The sequence below is a fragment of the Streptomyces sp. NPDC090045 genome (genome assembly GCF_044747975.1).
In the GTDB taxonomy this organism is placed as follows: domain Bacteria; phylum Actinomycetota; class Actinomycetes; order Streptomycetales; family Streptomycetaceae; genus Streptomyces.
Genome location: NZ_JBIVFA010000012.1, coordinates 184,376 through 201,994, shown reverse-complemented (window position 1 = coordinate 201,994; position 17,619 = coordinate 184,376). Strand labels below are relative to the sequence as shown.

Genomic DNA, 17,619 nt, shown 5'->3' with positions numbered 1-17,619 from the left:
GGCCGGTACGTTTCGTACCGGTGTTTGATAGACATCAACTCATGCCTCTCACCCCCGCCATCGAGGAGCCTCAGATTCACGAGAGCGCCCAGGGTCCCCGCGTCACGCCGGCCGCGAGCCGCACCGCGCAGACCCCCCGCCCTGTACCTGGTCCGCGTCCCGCCGCCGTCCCGCGGCCCGGACGCCCCGGTCCCTCCCCCGTAGCGGCAAGCCGCACGGGTGGTGCCCCCCGGCCCGCAGCGCCCGCGCAGCGTGCGCCGCAGGCCGCCTCCGGACCCGTTCCCGCAGCGCCCGCCGCTGCTCCCACCGCACCGTCCGTCTCCGCGGCGGTGCCGCAGATCCAGCTGATCCCGGCTTCCGTCGAGGGTGCGCTGGACGCGGCCGAAGAGGCCGTCGACCTGCTGCTCGACACCGGGCGCGCGCCCGGCGACATCCTGGTGCTCACCACCGGCGACCCGCACCCGTGGGCCGCGCACGAGCTGTCCTTCGGCGAGGCCGCGTACTGGGCCCTGCACGATGCCGGGGACGACGTCTTCTACGCGGATGCGGCACAGGTCCAGCGTGCCGCGGGCCGTCCGGTCGTGGTCTTCGCGGTCAATGGCGGAGCGGTCGAGAGCGTTGCCGGCGCCCTGCCGGTCGCGCTCACCCGGGCCGGTGCGCTGCTGATCGTGTGCGGTGACGCGCAGCAGATCAACTCCGTGCTGGGTGCGGGCGTCTGACGCCCTGTACCCCGGCACGGGCGAGGGGCGGGGCGGGCTTCGAGCCGGCCCCGCTGAAGCCCGGGCCGAGGTCCGGCTCGAAGCCCGAGCCGCATCCGAGGTGAGGCCCGAGCCGAAGTCCGGGCCGCAGTCCGAGGCCTGATCCGCCGTACGCCCGGTTCCGGGTGTACGGCCGTGAGGCCTGCCCGAGTACGTCCGGTGCCCGTTCGCCTGTCATGCGTCGCGCGTACGTCCGGGGGAGCAGCCGTGCGGCCGGGCCGGCCGTACGAGGGTCAGCGCGCGGCGGTCCGGCGCAGGGCCTCGACCGCGCCACCGCCGGTGTGCAGGGCGAGCGGAGCGAACTCGGCCACGGTGTCGCCGAGGCGCTGGGGCCGCGAGTCCGAGCTGGGCTGACGGCCGCCACGGCCCTCCCCCAGCACCTGCCAGCCGCCGCGGGTCAGGGTGATGTACGCACCGCAGCGCAGCCCGTGCAGGGTGCAGGCGTCCCGCAGCCCCCACATCCACGCCCCGTCCTCCTCGGTCCACCGCTCGTCGCCCTCGCGGCAGTAGAGCAGGACCGCCGTACGCACCGGGGTCCGTCGCCGCAGGTCGTGCGGGAGGACCCGGCGCAGCCGGGACAGCAGGGCGTTGCGGTACTCCCAGCCGTCCGCCGAGGCCGACCGCTGCACGAAGGAGGCGCTCGCCACGAGCCGCTCCTCCGGACCGAGGACGGCGATCACCGCGGTCGACGGCACCGGGCTGTGCCGGGAGTGCAGGCCGCTGACGACCTCGCGGGGATTGCGGAGAAGGGGAATGCCCGCCGCCGTCCATTCGGCCGGTTCCAGCAGCCTGCCGTGCCGGCTGGCGGTGCCGGTGGCCGTTGTCAGGGACGAGGTCGAAGGCGGCGCGAATCCGAAGGTCACGGTCCTCCCTTCGGGTACACGCCCGCGGACGGGCACGGCTGGAGTCAGGGCGCGCCGCGGCGCGGCCCAGGAGAGTGCCGAGGAGCCGAGCGGGAGCACCCCAATTCTCGCGTGGCTTCTGAGCATGCGGCAACGAGCAATTGACGCCGCCGACCGGAATTCGCCGGTATGCCGTTCATATCCTTGCCCCGCCACGCCGAGGATGACGCATTCGGTTACCCCTGGAGCGCCAGCACCAGCGGGAACACCTCTTTCGCGCCTGCCCGCCGAAGCAGCCGGGCGGCCACCGCGAGGGTCCACCCGCTCTCCGAGCGGTCGTCCACGAGGAGCACCGGACCCGACGCCTGTGCCAGCGCCTCGGCCAGCTCCGGGGGCACGGTCAGGGCTTGGTGGAGCACCCGTACCCGCTGGGCGCTGTTCGAGGCCGCCGCTGCGAACTCCGGAGCCCGATCGGTGTAGGCGACCGAGCCGAGCAGGGGCATCCGGCCGACCTCCGCGATCCGCGCGGCCAGCGAACCGACCAGCCGAGGGCGGCTGCGCGAGGGCAGGGCCACCACACCCACCGGCCGGGCCGGGGCGTCCGGGGCCCCCGAGGCCCAGCCGCCGGGGCCCCGGGCCCAGTCGGCGAGCACCGCGACCACGGCTTGGGCGACGTCGTCCGGAATCGGCTGGTCCGGAGCCTGCGGGGCGAGCATGGGGCGCAGCCGGTTGCCCCAGCCGATGTCGGACAGCCGGCCCAGCGCCCGGCCCGTCGAGGCCTGTTCCCCGGCGGGGATGCGGCCCTTGAGGTCGACGCCGACCGCCGCGAGCCCGGTCGGCCACATCTTGCGCGGCTCCAGCTCCACGCCCGGGCGGCCGAGCTCGCCGCGGGCGGTGTCCAGCGCGGTGGTGGAGACCTCGGCGGTGAACCGGGCTCCCGCGCAGTTGTCGCAGCGGCCGCAGGGTGCGGCCTCCTCGTCGTCGAGCTGTCGGCGCAGGAACTCCATCCGGCACTCGGTGGACGCCGCGTAGTCCCGCATGGCCTGCTGCTCGGCGGCTCGCTGCCGGGCCACCCAGGCGTAGCGCTCGGCGTCGTAGGCCCACGGCTCGCCCGTCGAAGTCCAGCCGCCCTTGACGCGGTGCACGGCGCCGTCGACGTCGAGGACCTTGAGCATGGTCTCCAGACGGGTGCGACGCAGGTCCACCAGCGGTTCCAGAGCGGGCAGCGACAGCGGCCGGCTCGCCTGGGCCAGGACGTCGAGCGTGCGGCGCACCTGCTCCTCCGGCGGGAAGGCCACGGAGGCGAAGTACTGCCAGATCGCCTCGTCCTCGCGGCCGGGGAGCAGCAGCACTTCCGCGTGCTCCACACCACGGCCGGCGCGGCCGACCTGCTGGTAGTAAGCGATGGGGGAGGAGGGCGATCCGAGGTGCACCACGAAGCCCAGATCGGGCTTGTCGAAGCCCATGCCGAGGGCGGAGGTGGCCACCAGCGCCTTGACCCGGTTCGCCTGGAGGTCGTCCTCGGCCTGCTGTCGGTCGGCGTTCTCCGTCTTGCCGGTGTACGAGGCGACCGTGTGCCCGCGGTGGCGCAGGTACGCGGTGACCTCCTCGGCCGCGGCCACGGTCAGCGTGTAGATGATCCCGGAGCCGGGCAGATCGCCGAGCCGGTCGGCGAGCCAGGCCAGCCGGTGCGCCGCGTCGGGCAGGGTCAGCACGGCCAGGCTCAGACTCTCGCGGTCCAGCGGGCCGCGCAGCACCAGGGCGTCCGTGCCGGCTCCGGTGCCCAGCTGTTCGGCGACGTCGGCGGTCACGCGGGCGTTGGCCGTGGCGGTCGTGGCGAGCACCGGGACGCCGGGCGGCAGGTCGGCCAGCATGGTGCGCAGCCGGCGGTAGTCGGGGCGGAAGTCGTGCCCCCAGTCGGAGATGCAGTGCGCCTCGTCCACCACGAGCAGACCCGTCGCGGCGGAGAGCTTGGGGAGGACCTGGTCGCGGAAGTCGGGGTTGTTCAGCCGCTCCGGGCTCACCAAGAGGACGTCGACCTCGCCGGCGGCGACCTCGGCCTGGATGCCCTCCCATTCCTCGGGGTTGGCGGAGTTGATGGTGCGGGCGCGGATCCCGGCCCGGGCCGCGGCTTCGACCTGATTGCGCATCAGCGCGAGGAGCGGGGAGACGATCACGGTGGGGCCGGCGCCGCTCGCCCGCAGGAGCGAGGTGGCGACGAAGTACACCGCGGACTTGCCCCAGCCCGTGCGCTGGACCACCAGCGCACGCCGCTTGTGCGCGACGAGGGCCTCGATCGCACGCCACTGGTCCTCGCGCAGCCGGGCGGTGCCCGTGGGGTCACCCACGAGACGGGCGAGTACGGAGTCGGCCGAGGACCTCAGGTCTGCGTTCATGCCCCCATGCAACCCGATGCCTGTGACATCGCGCCAATGCCGCTCTGAACCTGTGGACATTGAAGCGTCAACAGTTATCCACAGGGCTTTCGGGATCGGATCATGCACGGGACCTTCGTGCCATGACGAACAACCACGAATCACGCAGCCCGTCCGACCGTCCCTCCATCAGCCCTGCCGGAGCCGCCACCGGCCCCCAGATCACCCTGCGCAGTCCGGCCGAACTGGCCGATGCCCTGCCCTACATGCTCGGCTTCCACCCGAGCGACTCCCTCGTCCTGGTCGCCGTGCACGGCGAGGGCGGGCGCTTCGGCGGCCGGCTCCGGGTCGGCATCCCCACCGCGCCCGCGGAATGGGAAGACACCGCCCGTCAGGTCGCCGACTGCCTGATCCGGGGCAGCGAACGCCGTGGCGGCAAGCCCGACGGCATCGTCGTGTACCTCTGCCAGGAGCCGCGGGGGGAGGAGAGCGGCCAGCGGGTGATGACCCGGCTGCGGCCGTTCGCCCAGCGGATCCGGCTGGCCTGCGGAGCGCTGGACGTTCCGGTCCTGGAGGCCCTGTGCCTCTCCGAGGGCCGATTCTGGTCCTACGTCTGCCCCGATGAGCGCTGCTGCCCGGCCGAGGGGACCCGGCTGGCCGCGGTCGGTACCTCGGTGATGGCCGCGACGGCCACTTTCGCCGGGCTCCAGGTCCGGGGCTCCCTCAAGGAGATCGAGGGCCGGCTCGCACCGCTGCGCGGGGCCGTGGCCGACGAGGCGGAGCGGGCCCTGGACCGGGCGGCCGCGGCCCTGATGCCGAGGATCCTCGACGGGGCCACCCGGGAGGAGGTCGGGGCCGAGACCATCACGCTCGCGCAGGCCCTGATGCGGCGCATGACCCTGGCCCCGCCGGTCGAGGGCGGCTCGCACGCCGACGACTGGGACGACGCCCTGCTGGGTCACGACGAGGCCGCCTCGCTGATCCTGGGCCTCCAGGACCGTGAGATCCGGGACATCGCGGCGGAGTGGATGGAAGACGAGGAGGCCGCCCCGGCCCTGCGGCTGTGGCGGGCCCTCGCCCGGCGCTGTGTCGGGGCCTACGGCGAGCACGCCGCGGCCCCGCTCACCCTCGCGGGCTGGGTCTCCTGGTCCACCGGGGACGAGCCGACCGCCCGGATCGCCTTCGGACTGGCCCTGCGGGCGGACGCCGAATACCGCTTCGCCCAGCTGCTCCACCACGCGTGCAACGAGGGGATCGACCCCGAGGGGCTGCGGGAGTGCCTGCGGGAGGAGCGCCGCCGCCGCGAGCCCCGGCGGGGGCGTTCCTCGGCCGGCACCCGTCCTCCCGGGCGGCGGGGCCGGACGGCGCCCCGCCGCGGGTCCCGCCGCACCGCGGGGAGCGAGCAGTGAGGGGGCGCCGGCCCTGGCGCCGTGGTCCGGTGCGGCTGCTCCGGAGCGCCCTGGGCCGGACCCTGAGGCGCAGGCCCCGCCCCGCGCATCCGCGGCAGGGTCCCGCGATCCGCACACGGTCGGGGCCCGTGACCGGCACATGGCCAGGGCTTGTGACCCGGGCGGAACCGGCGCTCGTGACCCGGGCGGGGCAGGAGGCCGTGACCCGGGCGGGGGCGGGGGCGTTCAGATGTGGGGTGGTGGGGGCCCGGCCACGCCGCCGCCCAGCTGAACCGACCGGAGCGCAGACAAGGCGACACATGTCTCACCCCGCACCTCCCCGCCCATCCGGCGTACCCGCCGCCCGCAAGTTCGAACTGCCGCCCGTGCACGGCGCCGTCATCTGTGTGGCCGCGCCCTGCCTGGTCATCTCGCCGGAGCACGGCCAGCTGACCGGGCGGGGGATCGACGGGATCTACCGGGCCGGCCGCAGGCTGCTCTCCCGTTGCATGCTGCGCGTAGGCGGCCGGGAACCCGTCGCCGTCCAAGGGCGCAGCCTCGGCTCCGACAGGGCCGCCTTCACCGCGACCGTGCGCACCGGTGCCGAGCCCGGCCCCGACCCGGACATCGGTGTGGAACGGGTCAGGCATGCGGACGGCACCGAGCGGATCACCCTGCGCAGCTTCTCGGCCCGGCCGCTGCGCCTGCCCGTGGAGGTCCTGCTCGGGACCGACCTGGCGGAGCTGGCCGCCGTGGCCGCTGGCCGGGCCGGACCGGAGCTGCCCGCCGGGGTGCACGCCGCAGGGTTGCGCTGGAGCACCGGCGAGGCGCAGACGGTCACCGCCGCCGTCCCGCCGCCGGACGACGCGCTGGCTTCGGCGGGGCTGCTGCGCTGGCAGCTCGAAATCGGCCCCGGAGAGTCCCGCACCATCGAGCTGCGGACCACCCAGGACCGGATCGTGCGGGCCACCGCCGGGCAGGCAGCCAACCCACTGGCCGACGCCCGGGCCGAAGGCGACGATCCCAGGGTTGAGGCGTGGTTCCGCAGCAGCGTGGAGGACCTGGCCGCGCTGCTGCTCAGGGACCCCGAGGCGCCGGGCGACACCTTCGTGGCCGCCGGGGCGCCCTGGAGGCTGGGCCTCGCCCCGGCCGAGTCGTTGTGGGCCGCGCGGATGGCGCTGCCCCTCGGGACCGGGCTCGCCGCGGCCACCCTGCGCGTGCTGGCCCGGACCCAGACCGACGGGAGCGGGCCCGACGCGGGGAAGATCCCGGGGCCGCTGCGCGGAGCGGGCCCGCAGCTGCCGCCGGGGTGCACCGGCACAGAGGCGACCCTGGCCTTCCCGGCGGTGCTCGCCGAAGCCCGGCTCTGGGGCCTGCCGGAAGAGGAGGTGGCCCGGCTGCTCCCGGCCGCCGAGGGGTGCCTCGACTGGCTGCGCGGCGCTCTGGGGGAGGACGGCCTCCTGGCCGATCCCGATCCGGGCCCGCGGCGCTGCGAGACCCAGGCCCACGCCCACCGGGCCGCCGTGCTCGGCGCGGACCTCCTCGCCGGATGCGGGCGGCCCGGAGCCGAGGAGTGGCGGGAGCGGGCCGCCGCGCTGCGGGAGCGGTTCCGGGCCGGGTTCTGGATCGACGGTCCGGACGGCGGGCGGCCCGCTTCGGCCCTGCATCCCGACGGGCGGCCGCTTCCCAGGCTGACGGGTGCCGCCGCCCACCTGCTCGACACCGGACTGATCAGCGGCGGCCGCACGGCCCCGGGGCTCCTGGACCGCGTGCGGTCGGAGCAGCTGGCCCGGCTGCTCGGAGCCCCCGCCATGGATTCCGGATGGGGGCTGCGGAGCATGGCCACCAGGGAGCCGGGGCACAACCCGTTCGGCCACCGCTCGGGCGCGGTCCGGGCGTACGAGAGTGCGGTGGCGGTGGCGGGCCTGGCCCAGGCGGGCTTCGAGAAGGAGGCCGCAGGCCTGCTGAGGGGCCTGCTGGACGCGGCCGAGGCCTTCGGGTATCGGCTGCCGGAGATGTTCGCGGCCGAGCAGCGCACCGCCGGAAGCGCGCCCGTCCCGCACCCGGCGGCCTGCCGCCCGGCCGCCGTGGCCGCGGCGGCCGGGGTCCACGTCCTGACCGCCCTCGCCGGGATCCGTCCCGACGCCCCCTCGGGCACGGTCGCCCTCGCCCCGCTCCCCGGCGCCCCCCTCGGCGCGCTCCGGCTCGCAGGCCTGCGGGTGTCCGGGGAGCCGTTCGCCGTCCGGATCAGCCGGCTCGGCCTCGGCATGGTGGAGGAGGCCGCCGATGTGCTCCAACTGGGCGGCTAGCGAAGTGGCCGATCGTGGCGGGCCGTCTGCCGGGCCGGCGGCCTCCCGGCTCCGGAACAGTGTCTTCAAGGTCACCAAAGAGCTGTTTATCGTCAGGCAGACGACTATGATCGCGGCATGTCGCCCTACGACCCGTCGGCCTTTCCGCCCTTCGCCGTCACCGTCGACCTGGTCGTGCTCACCGTGCGGCGCCACGCGCTCTGCGCGCTGGTCGTCCGACGGGGTGAGCAGCCGTTCCAGGGGCGCTGGGCGCTGCCCGGCGGATTCGTCCGCGGGGACGAGGACCTGGCCGGTGCCGCCGCGCGGGAGCTCTCCGAGGAGACCGGCCTGTGCGCCCACGACCCCGCTCTCCCCGGCGCGGGCAACGGGGCTCACCTCGAACAGCTGGCCACCTACGGCGATCCGAAGCGCGATCCGCGCATGCGTGTCGTCAGCGTGGCGCACCTGGTGCTGGCTCCGGACCTGCCGGCGCCGCGGGCCGGGGGCGACGCCAACAGCGCGCGCTGGGCCCCCGTGGACGAGCTGCTGGCCGCCCCAGACGAGGCCGCGGCCGCGCTCGCCTTCGACCACGCCCGGATCCTCGCCGACGGTGTGGAACGGGCCCGCTCGAAGATCGAGTACTCCTCACTGGCCACCGCCTTCTGCCCGCCCGAGTTCACCGTCGGCGAGCTGCGCCGGGTCTACGAGGCCGTCTGGGGCGTGGCCCTCGACCCGCGCAACTTCCATCGCAAGGTCACCGGAACCCCCGGATTCCTGGTGCCGGCCGGAGGGACGACGACCCGTCAGGGTGGCCGTCCGGCCCAGCTGTTCCGTGCGGGAGGGGCCACCCTGCTCAACCCGCCGATGCTGCGCCCGGAAGTCTGACGCCGCGCCACACGGGCCGGCCGGGATCCGGCCGGCTGTGCGGGGGCAGGCCCCTGCGGGCGCACCGCCGCCGGCGGCAATATCGGCATCCCATCGGACCGGTTGCCTAGAAAATCGGACATATCGCGCTATCTTGCTTGCGGTACTCACCCTGCCGCAGAGCGGTCTCACCCCCCGCGAGAGAAGCGATGCTCCAGGCCATCGGACTCACCAGCAAACACCGAACCGACGCCCCGCCCCTCGTGGACGACCTCACGTTCGAGGCCCGCCCGGGGCACGTGACCGCCCTGCTCGGCGAGCCGGGGTCGGGCAAGACGACCGCGCTGCGGCTCATGCTCGAACTCGAACCGGGTCGTGGCGTCACCTACTTCCGCGGCCGCCCGCTGCACCGGCTCCCGCACCCCGGCCGTGAGGTCGGGGTGGTGCTCGGGGACGTTCCCGGCAACCCCTCGCGGACCGTCCGCAACCAGCTGCGGATGCTCTGCGCCGCCGCCGGAGTGCCGGCGTCCCGGGCCGACACCATGCTGGAGGTCGTCGGCATCGCCGGCCTTCGCGACCAGCGGCTCGGCTCGCTCTCGCTCGGCATGGAGCGCCGGGTCGCCCTGGCCTCGGCGCTGCTCGCCGATCCGTGCACCCTGCTCCTGGACGAGCCCGGCGCCGGACTCTCCCCCCGCGAGCGCGGCTGGCTGCACGGGCTGCTGCGCGGCCACGCCTCCCTCGGCGGTGCCGTGCTCTTCACCACCGACGACGCGAAGGAAGCCGCGCGCAGCGCCGACCGGGTCGTCAGCATCGAGGCGGGCCGGCTCGTCGCCGACCAGGACGCGGCCGATTTCGCCCGCACCCGGCTGCGGCCGCGGGTCGCCGTGCGCACCCCGCACGCCGCCCGGCTGGCCGACGTACTGGGCCGGGAGGCCCGGGCCGCCCAGCGCTCGCTGGAGATCGTCGAGGAGAGCGGCAGCCGTCTCTCGGTGTACGGCAGCAACTGTGCCGAGGTCGGGGAGGCGGCGTTCCGGCACGGCGTGCTGGTCCACCAGCTCGCCGACGAGACGGGTGACGCAGGTTCGCCGACGGCGCCGGTCCCGCACGCCCGCGCCTCCGGCGCCGCGAGCCCGCCGGAGCCCGCAGAGGCCCGCGCCGAGGACTCCGGTCGCAGGCCCCGCCAAGCCCGCCCGGGGCGGCCGGCCTCGGCCGTGCGCCGCGTGGGCGGGCCCCTGCGGCCACTGCGCTACGAGTTGCTGCGGGTCTTCGGCACCGCCACGCCCGTCCTCACCGCCGCCCTCGTCGTCGCCGTCTCCGTCCTCACCGCTCTGGTCCTGGCCCGGGTCGGTCAGACCCCGCAGAACCGGCTGCTCGCCGCCTGGCCCGAGCTGCTGCCGCTGCCGCCCGCCGCCCTGGGCGCGGGACTGCTCGGCGCGCTGGCCTTCGGCGAGGAGTACCGCTACCCCGCGCTCGCCGCCGACCGCGGCACCGTGCCCCGCCGGATGGGGCTGCTCACCGCCAAGCTCGGCGTCTGCGCCGCCCTCGCCCTGCTGCTGGGCGCCCTCGCCGTGGCGGCCGACGCCGCCGCCCTCGCGCTCGTCTTCGACAGCGGCCCGCTGCGCACCCCGGTGGAGTGGCTGTCCCCGGGGGTGAGTTGGGCCGGGCTGCTGGTCGGCTGCGCCTGGGCCGGCGTACTGGCCTCCGGAGTCTTCCGGTCGGCCACCGCCGGGCTGGCCGCGGTGCTCGCCGTGCCGGTGATGGTGGTGCCGCTGGTGCGCAAGGTCCTGGAGGGCCCGTCCGCGTACCCGGTGACCGGGCTCGGGCCCCGGCTGCGGGGCATGACCTGGGTGCAGTGGCCGCCGGAGGCGGACCGCCTGCTCGTGGGGGCCCTACGGGTGATGGCCCAACCCGTCGGGACCGCGCTGGTGTTGTCGCTGATGGTCCTGTTGTGCGCCTATGGGTTCACCAGACTGCGCAGCCGGGTCCGTTGGTGATCGTTCCGGTGCCGGAGAAGTCACGGACGGGACCGGTCCCGTCCGTGTCGCGTCAAGCAGACCGCAACTCCCCGCAAAAGGCCCGGTTCTTTACGATAAGTCGTCAATTGCGTAGGTGGCACCGATCACCCTTTCGTGTGCTTTTCACCAAAGACCTCAAGGCTCATGGAGGCACGACCGACAAAGGATTCGTGAGTACCCTTGCGCACACCATGATGACCGCCGCCCGCCACGCCGACTCCGGCCTCGCCGGCCCGGGCGAACTCGACCGCTACCCCTACGCGGAGACCCCCGGGTCCGACCGCGTCGGAGCGCCCCACTGGGACGGCGCCGACGTCGAGTTGAGCCGGGTCGGCCGCCGCGCGGCAGGCAGCCGCGGCCGCGGACTGCACGGCCAACTCGTCCAGCAGCTCGGCCAGATGATCGTTTCCGGTGACCTCGGAGCGGACCGCCCCCTGGTCCCCGAGGAGATCGGCCAGCGCTTCGAGGTCTCCCGTACCGTCGTCCGCGAATCGCTGCGGGTCCTGGAGGCCAAGGGCCTCGTCAGCGCCCGCCCCAACGTCGGCACCCGGGTCCGCCCGGTCGCCGACTGGAACCTGCTCGACCCCGACATCATCGAGTGGCGCGCCTTCGGACCCCAGCGCGACGACCAGCGCCGCGAGCTGGGCGAGCTCCGCTGGACCATCGAACCGCTCGCCGCCCGCCTCGCCGCCGGCCACGGCCGGCCGGACATCCAGCAGCGCCTCGCCGACATGGTCGAGATCATGGGCCACGCGCTCGGGCAGGGCGACTCGATCACCTTCGCGCGCGCGGACAACGAGTTCCACGCACTCCTCATCCAGGTCGCCGGCAACCGCATGCTGGAGCACCTCTCCGGCATCGTCTCCGCCGCCCTCCAGGTCTCCGGCAGCCCGATCACCGCCTGCGACCGGCCGAGCGAGACCTGCGTGGCCCACCACGCACGGATGGTCGAGGCCCTCGCCGCGGGTGACGCGACCGGCGCCGAGAACGCCATGCGCCAGCTCCTGACGGTTCATCCGGAGGTAGAGCGCGTGGTCCCCGCCCCGCGCGAGCACTGAGGGGCGGTCGCGCGGGGGCGTGGGGGTGTGCAGGACGTGTCGCCGGGCCCGGTCGGGTCCGGCGACACCGGCGTGGGGCCCTCCGTCACGGGCGTCCGGCCACGTCCGGACCGCCGGTGCGACCGCTGGACCGGCGTCCGTGCGTACGGGGTGTGACTCGGGCCACGAAGATTGGGCGTAACACTCTGCGAGGTCACGCGATGACCTAAGAGGTGATGGCCGACGGAGGGAAGACAGCAGCCCTTGGGGATGCTGTGCAGCTCCCCGGCCCCTGCCCGCGCCGCCGGCCCAACCCCGGTCGGTGGTCGTCGGCTCCGGTCCAGCACCACCAGGCCCGGCGTCGGAAGCCGTTCCCATCGTTCCGAGAGGTTGTTCGTGTCGGCCAGCACATCCCGTACGCTCCCGCCGGAGATCGCCGATTCCGAGTCTGTGATGGCGCTCATCGAGCGGGGCAAGGCCGAGGGGCAGATCGCCGGCGATGACGTGCGTCGGGCCTTCGAGGCTGACCAGATTCCTGCGACCCAGTGGAAGAATGTTCTGCGCAGCCTCAACCAGATCCTCGAGGAAGAGGGTGTGACGCTGATGGTCAGTGCCGCGGAGTCGCCCAAGCGCACCACCCGCAAGAGCGTCGCAGCGAAGAGCCCGGCCAAGCGGACGGCCACCGAGCCCGTCAGGAAGACGGTGGCCAGGACGACGGCAGCGCAGCCCGCAGCCACCGCGCCCGTCGCGGCCCCGGCAGCCGAAACGGCGGACCCGGAGACCGCGGACGCTCTCGCGGAGGAGCCCGGAACCGAGCCGGCCGCCAAGAAGACGGCGGCGAAGAAGACCGCCGCCAAGAAGGCCGCGCCCGCCAAGAAGACCGCCGCCAAGAAGACGGCGGCGAAGAAGACCGCCGCCAAGAAGGACGCCGACGAGGCGGGCGAGGACGAGACCCCGGACGAGGGTCCCGACGCCGCCAAGGCCGAGGCGGACGAAGAGGAGGAGGGCGGCGAGAACAAGGGCTTCGTCATCTCCGACGACGAGGACGACGCCCCCGCCCAGCAGGTCGTGGTCGCCGGCGCCACCGCCGACCCGGTCAAGGACTACCTCAAGCAGATCGGCAAGGTCCCCCTCCTCAACGCCGAGCAGGAGGTGGAGCTCGCCAAGCGCATCGAGGCCGGTCTGTTCGCCGAGGACAAGCTGGCGAACTCCGACAAGCTGGCGCCCAAGCTCAAGCGCGAGCTGGAGATCATCGCCGAGGACGGCCGCCGCGCAAAGAACCACCTGCTGGAGGCCAACCTCCGCCTCGTGGTCTCCCTCGCGAAGCGCTACACCGGCCGCGGCATGCTCTTCCTGGACCTGATCCAGGAGGGCAACCTGGGTCTCATCCGCGCGGTCGAGAAGTTCGACTACACCAAGGGCTACAAGTTCTCGACCTACGCCACGTGGTGGATCCGGCAGGCGATCACGCGCGCCATGGCCGACCAGGCCCGCACCATCCGCATCCCGGTGCACATGGTCGAGGTCATCAACAAGCTCGCCCGCGTGCAGCGCCAGATGCTCCAGGACCTGGGCCGCGAGCCCACCCCGGAGGAGCTGGCCAAGGAACTCGACATGACCCCCGAGAAGGTCATCGAGGTCCAGAAGTACGGCCGCGAGCCGATCTCCCTGCACACGCCGCTCGGCGAGGACGGCGACAGCGAGTTCGGTGACCTGATCGAGGACTCCGAGGCCGTGGTCCCGGCCGACGCCGTGAGCTTCACGCTCCTGCAGGAGCAGCTGCACTCGGTGCTCGACACCCTGAGCGAGCGCGAGGCCGGCGTGGTCTCCATGCGCTTCGGCCTCACGGACGGCCAGCCCAAGACCCTCGACGAGATCGGCAAGGTCTACGGGGTCACGCGCGAGCGGATCCGCCAGATCGAGTCGAAGACGATGTCGAAGCTGCGGCACCCGTCCCGCTCCCAGGTGCTCCGCGACTACCTGGACTGACCGGGCACGGTCACGGCCGGCGGACGGCAGCGACGGTGGCCGCGCGGGTGCGCTCGGCCACCGGGCATCCCACTCTGGGTGGGGTCATGCACACTCGGAGTCAGGAGGCCTCATGCGTCGTCCCTTTGCCCGTGCTCTGGCGGGCGCGCTGACCCTGGCGGCGGGAGCGGCCGCGGCGCCGCTCGCCCAGATGCCGCAGGCGGCCGCGGACAGCGTGGTGATCGGCGGCAAGCCGGTCAAGGTGGCCGACAGCCCTTGGGTCGTGGCCCTGGCCAGCCGTGACCGGTTCGGGGGTACGCGGGGCGGGCAGTTCTGCGGGGGAGTCGTCGTCGCCCCGACCCGGGTGCTGACCGCGGCGCACTGCCTGGGCAGCCAGGTGCTGGGCGGCCCGGTCGAAGCCGTGCCGGACTTCCGGGTGATCGTCGGGCGTACGGAGCTCCAGGCAAGCGAGGGCCGGGAGATCCCGGTGCGCGGGGCCCGGGTGAACCCGGCCTACGACCCGCAGAGCAACGCGGGGGACCTCGCCGTCCTGGAACTGGCCGAGGCCGTGCCGGCCCACCACGTCCTCCCCCTGGCGGAGGCGGGGCATCCCGCCTACGGGGCGGGCACCGAGGCGGCGGTCTACGGCTGGGGCGACACGAGCGGCTTCGGTGACTACGCGTACGCGCTCCGGGCCGCGCGGGTGACGGTGCTGGAGGACGAGGTGTGCGGGCGCGCCTACCCCGGGGACGCCGACGGGCAGTACCGCGCCGAGTCCATGGTGTGCGCGGGGGACGGCGGGGGCGGCAAGGACGCCTGCCAGGGCGACAGCGGTGGACCGCTGGTGGCCCAGGGGCGGCTCATCGGGCTCGTCTCGTGGGGCCGGGGCTGCGGGCGCGCCGACAGCCCGGGGGTGTACACGCGCATCGCCCCGTTGGCCGGCTTCGTGACGGCCCCGGAGACGGGCGCGCAGCCCGCCGGGGTCCGGGACAGTGCATGGGAGGCCCGCAGGCGCTCCCTGCCGGGTGCAGGGCCCGCACAGGGGCATCGCACGCGCTAGCGGCCCCGTACGGCCGCCCGCCCCCGAGCGCGGGCGGCCGGATGTGAGGACGGGCGGCACCCCTGGGTCTCAGGGGTGCCGCCCGTCGACCGGCATCGCCGGTCCTGGCTCGTCGGATGCGAGGTGCAGGCCTGTGTCAGCGGTCCTCGGGTTCGGCATTGGCAGCCGGAGCGGACGTAAGCCGCTCGGTCTCATCCTGTATTTCCGCGGCGATCTTCTTGAGTTCCGGCTCGAACTTGCGACCGTGGTGGGCGCAGAAGAGCAGTTCACCGCCGCTCAGCAGGACGACGCGCAGATATGCCTGGGCGCCGCAACGGTCGCATCGGTCAGCGGCCGTCAGCGGGGTCGCGGGTGTCAGAACAGTAGTCACGTCGCCTCTTCTCTAGCTCGACGAGCTGTCGTACCAGGGTCAACATCCAACCAGGCCGAAAACGTTCCCGCTCGCGGCTTTTCCTCGAAACTTCCTTCCGAAGCTGGCCGGCTGTTGCCGGTTGGCGGCGAAGGAGCCGTATTGCGTTGCTTTACGGTTTCGCGTTGTCAGTCGTGCGCTTGTTGCAGTTCCATCCTCCCCCGGCGTGAGTGCCAGGTTGTTCATGAGGACGTGCCCGAACCCTAAATGGTTCATGCGCGGAAGGGAACGTGATGTTTCCTTCACCCGCCCGGGGGATCGAACATCCGTACGGATCTGGACTAGGGTGAGGACCGCACGAGGGTGGCGTTGCATCGGCTCTACCTGGCCTCGGTACCCTTCGAGCGGCAGCCGAGCCACCCCTGCGCCCGACCGGGCCAGAAAAGAAATTCAGCGAGGAGCGAACTGCGTGACCGCCGACACGTCCGTGCCTTCCAGCGCGCTGCTGTCCGGAGCAGACCGGGACGGTTCCAACTACACCGCGCGGCACCTGCTCGTCCTCGAAGGGCTGGAGGCCGTCCGGAAGCGCCCCGGCATGTATATCGGCTCGACCGACAGCCGGGGCCTGATGCACTGCCTCTGGGAGATCATCGACAATTCCGTCGACGAGGCCCTGGGCGGCTACTGCGACCACATCGAGGTGATCCTCCACGAGGACGCCTCCGTGGAGGTCCGGGACAACGGCCGCGGCATCCCCGTGGACGTCGAGCCCAAGACCGGCCTGTCCGGCGTCGAGGTCGTCATGACCAAGCTGCACGCCGGCGGCAAGTTCGGCGGGGGCTCGTACGCGGCCTCCGGCGGCCTGCACGGCGTCGGCGCCTCCGTGGTCAACGCCCTCTCCGCCCGGCTGGACGTCGAGGTCGACCGGGGCAGCTCCACCCACGCCATCAGCTTCCGCCGCGGCGTCCCCGGGATGTTCATCGAGCAGGGCCCCGACAGCCCCTTCGACCCCGCCAACGGCCTGCGCAAGGTCAAGCGGATCGCCAAGGGCAAGACCGGCACCCGGGTCCGCTACTGGGCCGACCGCCAGATCTTCCTCAAGGACGCCCGGCTCAATCTGGAGACGCTCTACCAGCGCGCCCGCCAGACCGCCTTCCTCGTGCCGGGCCTGACCCTGGTCGTCCGTGACGAGCGCGGCATCGACGGCGCCGGCAAGACCGAGGAGACCTTCCGCTTCGACGGCGGGATCAGCGAATTCTGCGAGTACCTCGCCCAGGACAAGGCCGTCTGCGACGTGCTGCGCCTGACCGGCACGGGCACCTTCAAGGAGACCGTCCCGGTCCTCGACGACCGCGGCCACATGACCCCCACCGAGGTCACGCGCGAGCTCGGCGTGGACATCGCCCTGCGCTGGGGCACGGGCTACGAGACCAACGTCAAGTCCTTCGTGAACATCATCGCCACCCCCAAGGGCGGCACCCACGTCTCCGGCTTCGAGCGCTCGGTCGCCAAGACGGTGAACGAGGTGCTGCGCTCGGCCAAGCTGCTGCGCGTGGCCGAGGACGACGTGGTCAAGGACGACGCGATGGAGGGCATGACGGCCGTCGTCACCGTCCGCCTCGCGGAGCCGCAGTTCGAGGGCCAGACCAAGGAGGTGCTCGGCACCTCGGCGGCCACCCGGATCGTCGCCGCCGTGGTCGCCAAGGAGCTCAAGGCCTTCCTGACCTCCACGAAGCGCGACGACAAGCAGCAGGCCCGCGCCGTGATGGAGAAGATCGTCGCGGCCGCCCGGACCCGGATCGCGGCCCGCCAGCACAAGGAGGCGCAGCGTCGCAAGACCGCGCTGGAGACCTCCTCGCTGCCCGCCAAGCTGGCCGACTGCCGTAGCGACGACGTGGAGCGCAGCGAGCTCTTCATCGTCGAGGGCGACTCCGCCCTCGGTACGGCGAAGCTCGCCCGCAACTCCGAATTCCAGGCGCTCCTGCCCATCCGAGGCAAGATCCTCAACGTTCAGAAGTCGTCCGTCTCGGACATGCTCAAGAACGTCGAGTGCGGGGCGATCATCCAGGTCATAGGAGCCGGCTCGGGCCGGACCTTCGACATCGACGCCGCCCGCTACGGCAAGATCGTGCTGCTCGTCGATGCCGATGTCGACGGCGCGCACATCCGCTGCCTGCTGCTCACGCTCTTCCAGCGGTACATGCGGCCGATGGTCGAGGCCGGCCGGGTCTTCGCGGCCGTGCCGCCGCTGCACCGGATCGAGCTGGTCCAGCCCAAGAAGGGCCAGGACAAGTACGTGTACACGTATTCGGACAACGAACTGCGCCAGACCCTGCTGGAGTACCAGCGGAAGAACATCCGGTACAAGGACTCGATCCAGCGCTACAAGGGCCTCGGCGAGATGGACGCGGACCAGCTGGCGGAGACCACCATGGACCCCCGCTTCCGCACCCTGCGCCGGATCAACATCGGCGACCTGGACTCGGCCGAGCAGGTCTTCGACCTGCTCATGGGCAATGAGGTGGCGCCGCGCAAGGAGTTCATCACGAGCTCCGCGGCGACGCTGGACCGCTCGCGCATCGACGCCTGACCCGGTCGGAGCCGGCGGCCGGCACCGGCCGGCACGGACGGCGCCGACGGGCCCCACGGCACACCGGCGCTCTTCCCTCCATCAC

General features: G+C 73.3%; 12 protein-coding genes. 9 read left to right on the top strand and 3 right to left on the bottom strand.

The annotated features are described in order from the left end of the window. The first annotated feature begins 41 nt into the window (after window positions 1-41). A complete protein-coding gene (locus tag ACIPYQ_RS28780; RefSeq protein ID WP_361761104.1) occupies window positions 42-719 on the top strand; it encodes a hypothetical protein in 678 nt (225 codons plus the stop codon). 272 nt (window positions 720-991) lie between these two features. Here the strand turns inward: ACIPYQ_RS28780 and ACIPYQ_RS28775 are convergent, their stop codons facing one another. Together ACIPYQ_RS28775 and ACIPYQ_RS28770 are read right to left on the bottom strand one after the other, a co-directional pair. Next, window positions 992-1,621: a hypothetical protein gene (locus ACIPYQ_RS28775; RefSeq protein ID WP_361761101.1), complete on the bottom strand. Its 630-nt coding sequence runs from the start codon at window positions 1,619-1,621 to the stop codon at window positions 992-994. A gap of 215 nt (window positions 1,622-1,836) precedes the next feature. Next, window positions 1,837-3,996, bottom strand: a complete 2,160-nt coding sequence (locus ACIPYQ_RS28770) for a RecQ family ATP-dependent DNA helicase (RefSeq protein ID WP_361761098.1) — start codon at window positions 3,994-3,996, stop codon at window positions 1,837-1,839. Between the two features lie 122 nt (window positions 3,997-4,118). On the opposite strand from ACIPYQ_RS28770, the gene ACIPYQ_RS28765 reads away from it, so the two are divergent. The 7 genes from ACIPYQ_RS28765 to ACIPYQ_RS28735 all read left to right on the top strand — a co-directional run bounded on the left by ACIPYQ_RS28765 (window position 4,119) and on the right by ACIPYQ_RS28735 (window position 14,595). Continuing rightward, the gene (locus tag ACIPYQ_RS28765; RefSeq protein WP_361761095.1) at window positions 4,119-5,384 is read left to right on the top strand and encodes a DUF4192 domain-containing protein; all 1,266 of its coding nucleotides are present in this window, start codon (window positions 4,119-4,121) and stop codon (window positions 5,382-5,384) included. 299 nt (window positions 5,385-5,683) lie between these two features. Further along, window positions 5,684-7,672: a glycogen debranching N-terminal domain-containing protein gene (locus tag ACIPYQ_RS28760; protein ID WP_401256594.1), complete on the top strand. Its 1,989-nt coding sequence runs from the start codon at window positions 5,684-5,686 to the stop codon at window positions 7,670-7,672. Between the two features lie 117 nt (window positions 7,673-7,789). Next, window positions 7,790-8,536, top strand: coding sequence for an NUDIX domain-containing protein (locus tag ACIPYQ_RS28755; RefSeq protein ID WP_401256592.1), 747 nt, complete (start codon window positions 7,790-7,792; stop codon window positions 8,534-8,536). A gap of 188 nt (window positions 8,537-8,724) precedes the next feature. Further along, window positions 8,725-10,509 (top strand): ATP-binding cassette domain-containing protein, encoded by a 1,785-nt coding sequence (locus ACIPYQ_RS28750; protein WP_401256590.1) that lies wholly within the window; start codon window positions 8,725-8,727, stop codon window positions 10,507-10,509. Between the two features lie 191 nt (window positions 10,510-10,700). Further along, window positions 10,701-11,588 carry a FadR/GntR family transcriptional regulator gene (locus ACIPYQ_RS28745; RefSeq protein ID WP_362801645.1) on the top strand — a complete coding sequence of 296 codons (888 nt, stop codon included), beginning with the start codon at window positions 10,701-10,703 and terminating at the stop codon, window positions 11,586-11,588. Window positions 11,589-11,963: 375 nt separating this feature from the next. Further along, window positions 11,964-13,556: an RNA polymerase sigma factor gene (locus ACIPYQ_RS28740; RefSeq protein WP_361761080.1), complete on the top strand. Its 1,593-nt coding sequence runs from the start codon at window positions 11,964-11,966 to the stop codon at window positions 13,554-13,556. A 112-nt stretch (window positions 13,557-13,668) separates the two neighbouring features. Continuing rightward, a complete protein-coding gene (locus tag ACIPYQ_RS28735) occupies window positions 13,669-14,595 on the top strand; it encodes a serine protease (RefSeq protein ID WP_401256588.1) in 927 nt (308 codons plus the stop codon). 136 nt (window positions 14,596-14,731) lie between these two features. Here the strand turns inward: ACIPYQ_RS28735 and ACIPYQ_RS28730 are convergent, their stop codons facing one another. Next, complete coding sequence (locus tag ACIPYQ_RS28730) at window positions 14,732-14,965, bottom strand: hypothetical protein (protein WP_030016583.1); 234 nt, start codon at window positions 14,963-14,965, stop codon at window positions 14,732-14,734. A gap of 448 nt (window positions 14,966-15,413) precedes the next feature. On the opposite strand from ACIPYQ_RS28730, the gene ACIPYQ_RS28725 reads away from it, so the two are divergent. Next, window positions 15,414-17,534, top strand: coding sequence for a type IIA DNA topoisomerase subunit B (locus ACIPYQ_RS28725; protein ID WP_401256586.1), 2,121 nt, complete (start codon window positions 15,414-15,416; stop codon window positions 17,532-17,534). Window positions 17,535-17,619: the final 85 nt, after the last annotated feature.

Excerpts from the sequence above, each read along its gene's own strand:
- ACIPYQ_RS28780 (WP_361761104.1), top strand. The coding sequence starts at position 42 with ATGCCTCTCACCCCCGCCATCGAGGAGCCTCAGATTCACGAGAGCGCC.
- ACIPYQ_RS28770 (WP_361761098.1), bottom strand. The coding sequence starts at position 3,996 with ATGAACGCAGACCTGAGGTCCTCGGCCGACTCCGTACTCGCCCGTCTC.
- ACIPYQ_RS28765 (WP_361761095.1), top strand. The coding sequence starts at position 4,119 with ATGACGAACAACCACGAATCACGCAGCCCGTCCGACCGTCCCTCCATC.
- ACIPYQ_RS28760 (WP_401256594.1), top strand. The coding sequence starts at position 5,684 with ATGTCTCACCCCGCACCTCCCCGCCCATCCGGCGTACCCGCCGCCCGC.
- ACIPYQ_RS28755 (WP_401256592.1), top strand. The coding sequence starts at position 7,790 with ATGTCGCCCTACGACCCGTCGGCCTTTCCGCCCTTCGCCGTCACCGTC.
- ACIPYQ_RS28750 (WP_401256590.1), top strand. The coding sequence starts at position 8,725 with ATGCTCCAGGCCATCGGACTCACCAGCAAACACCGAACCGACGCCCCG.
- ACIPYQ_RS28735 (WP_401256588.1), top strand. The coding sequence starts at position 13,669 with ATGCGTCGTCCCTTTGCCCGTGCTCTGGCGGGCGCGCTGACCCTGGCG.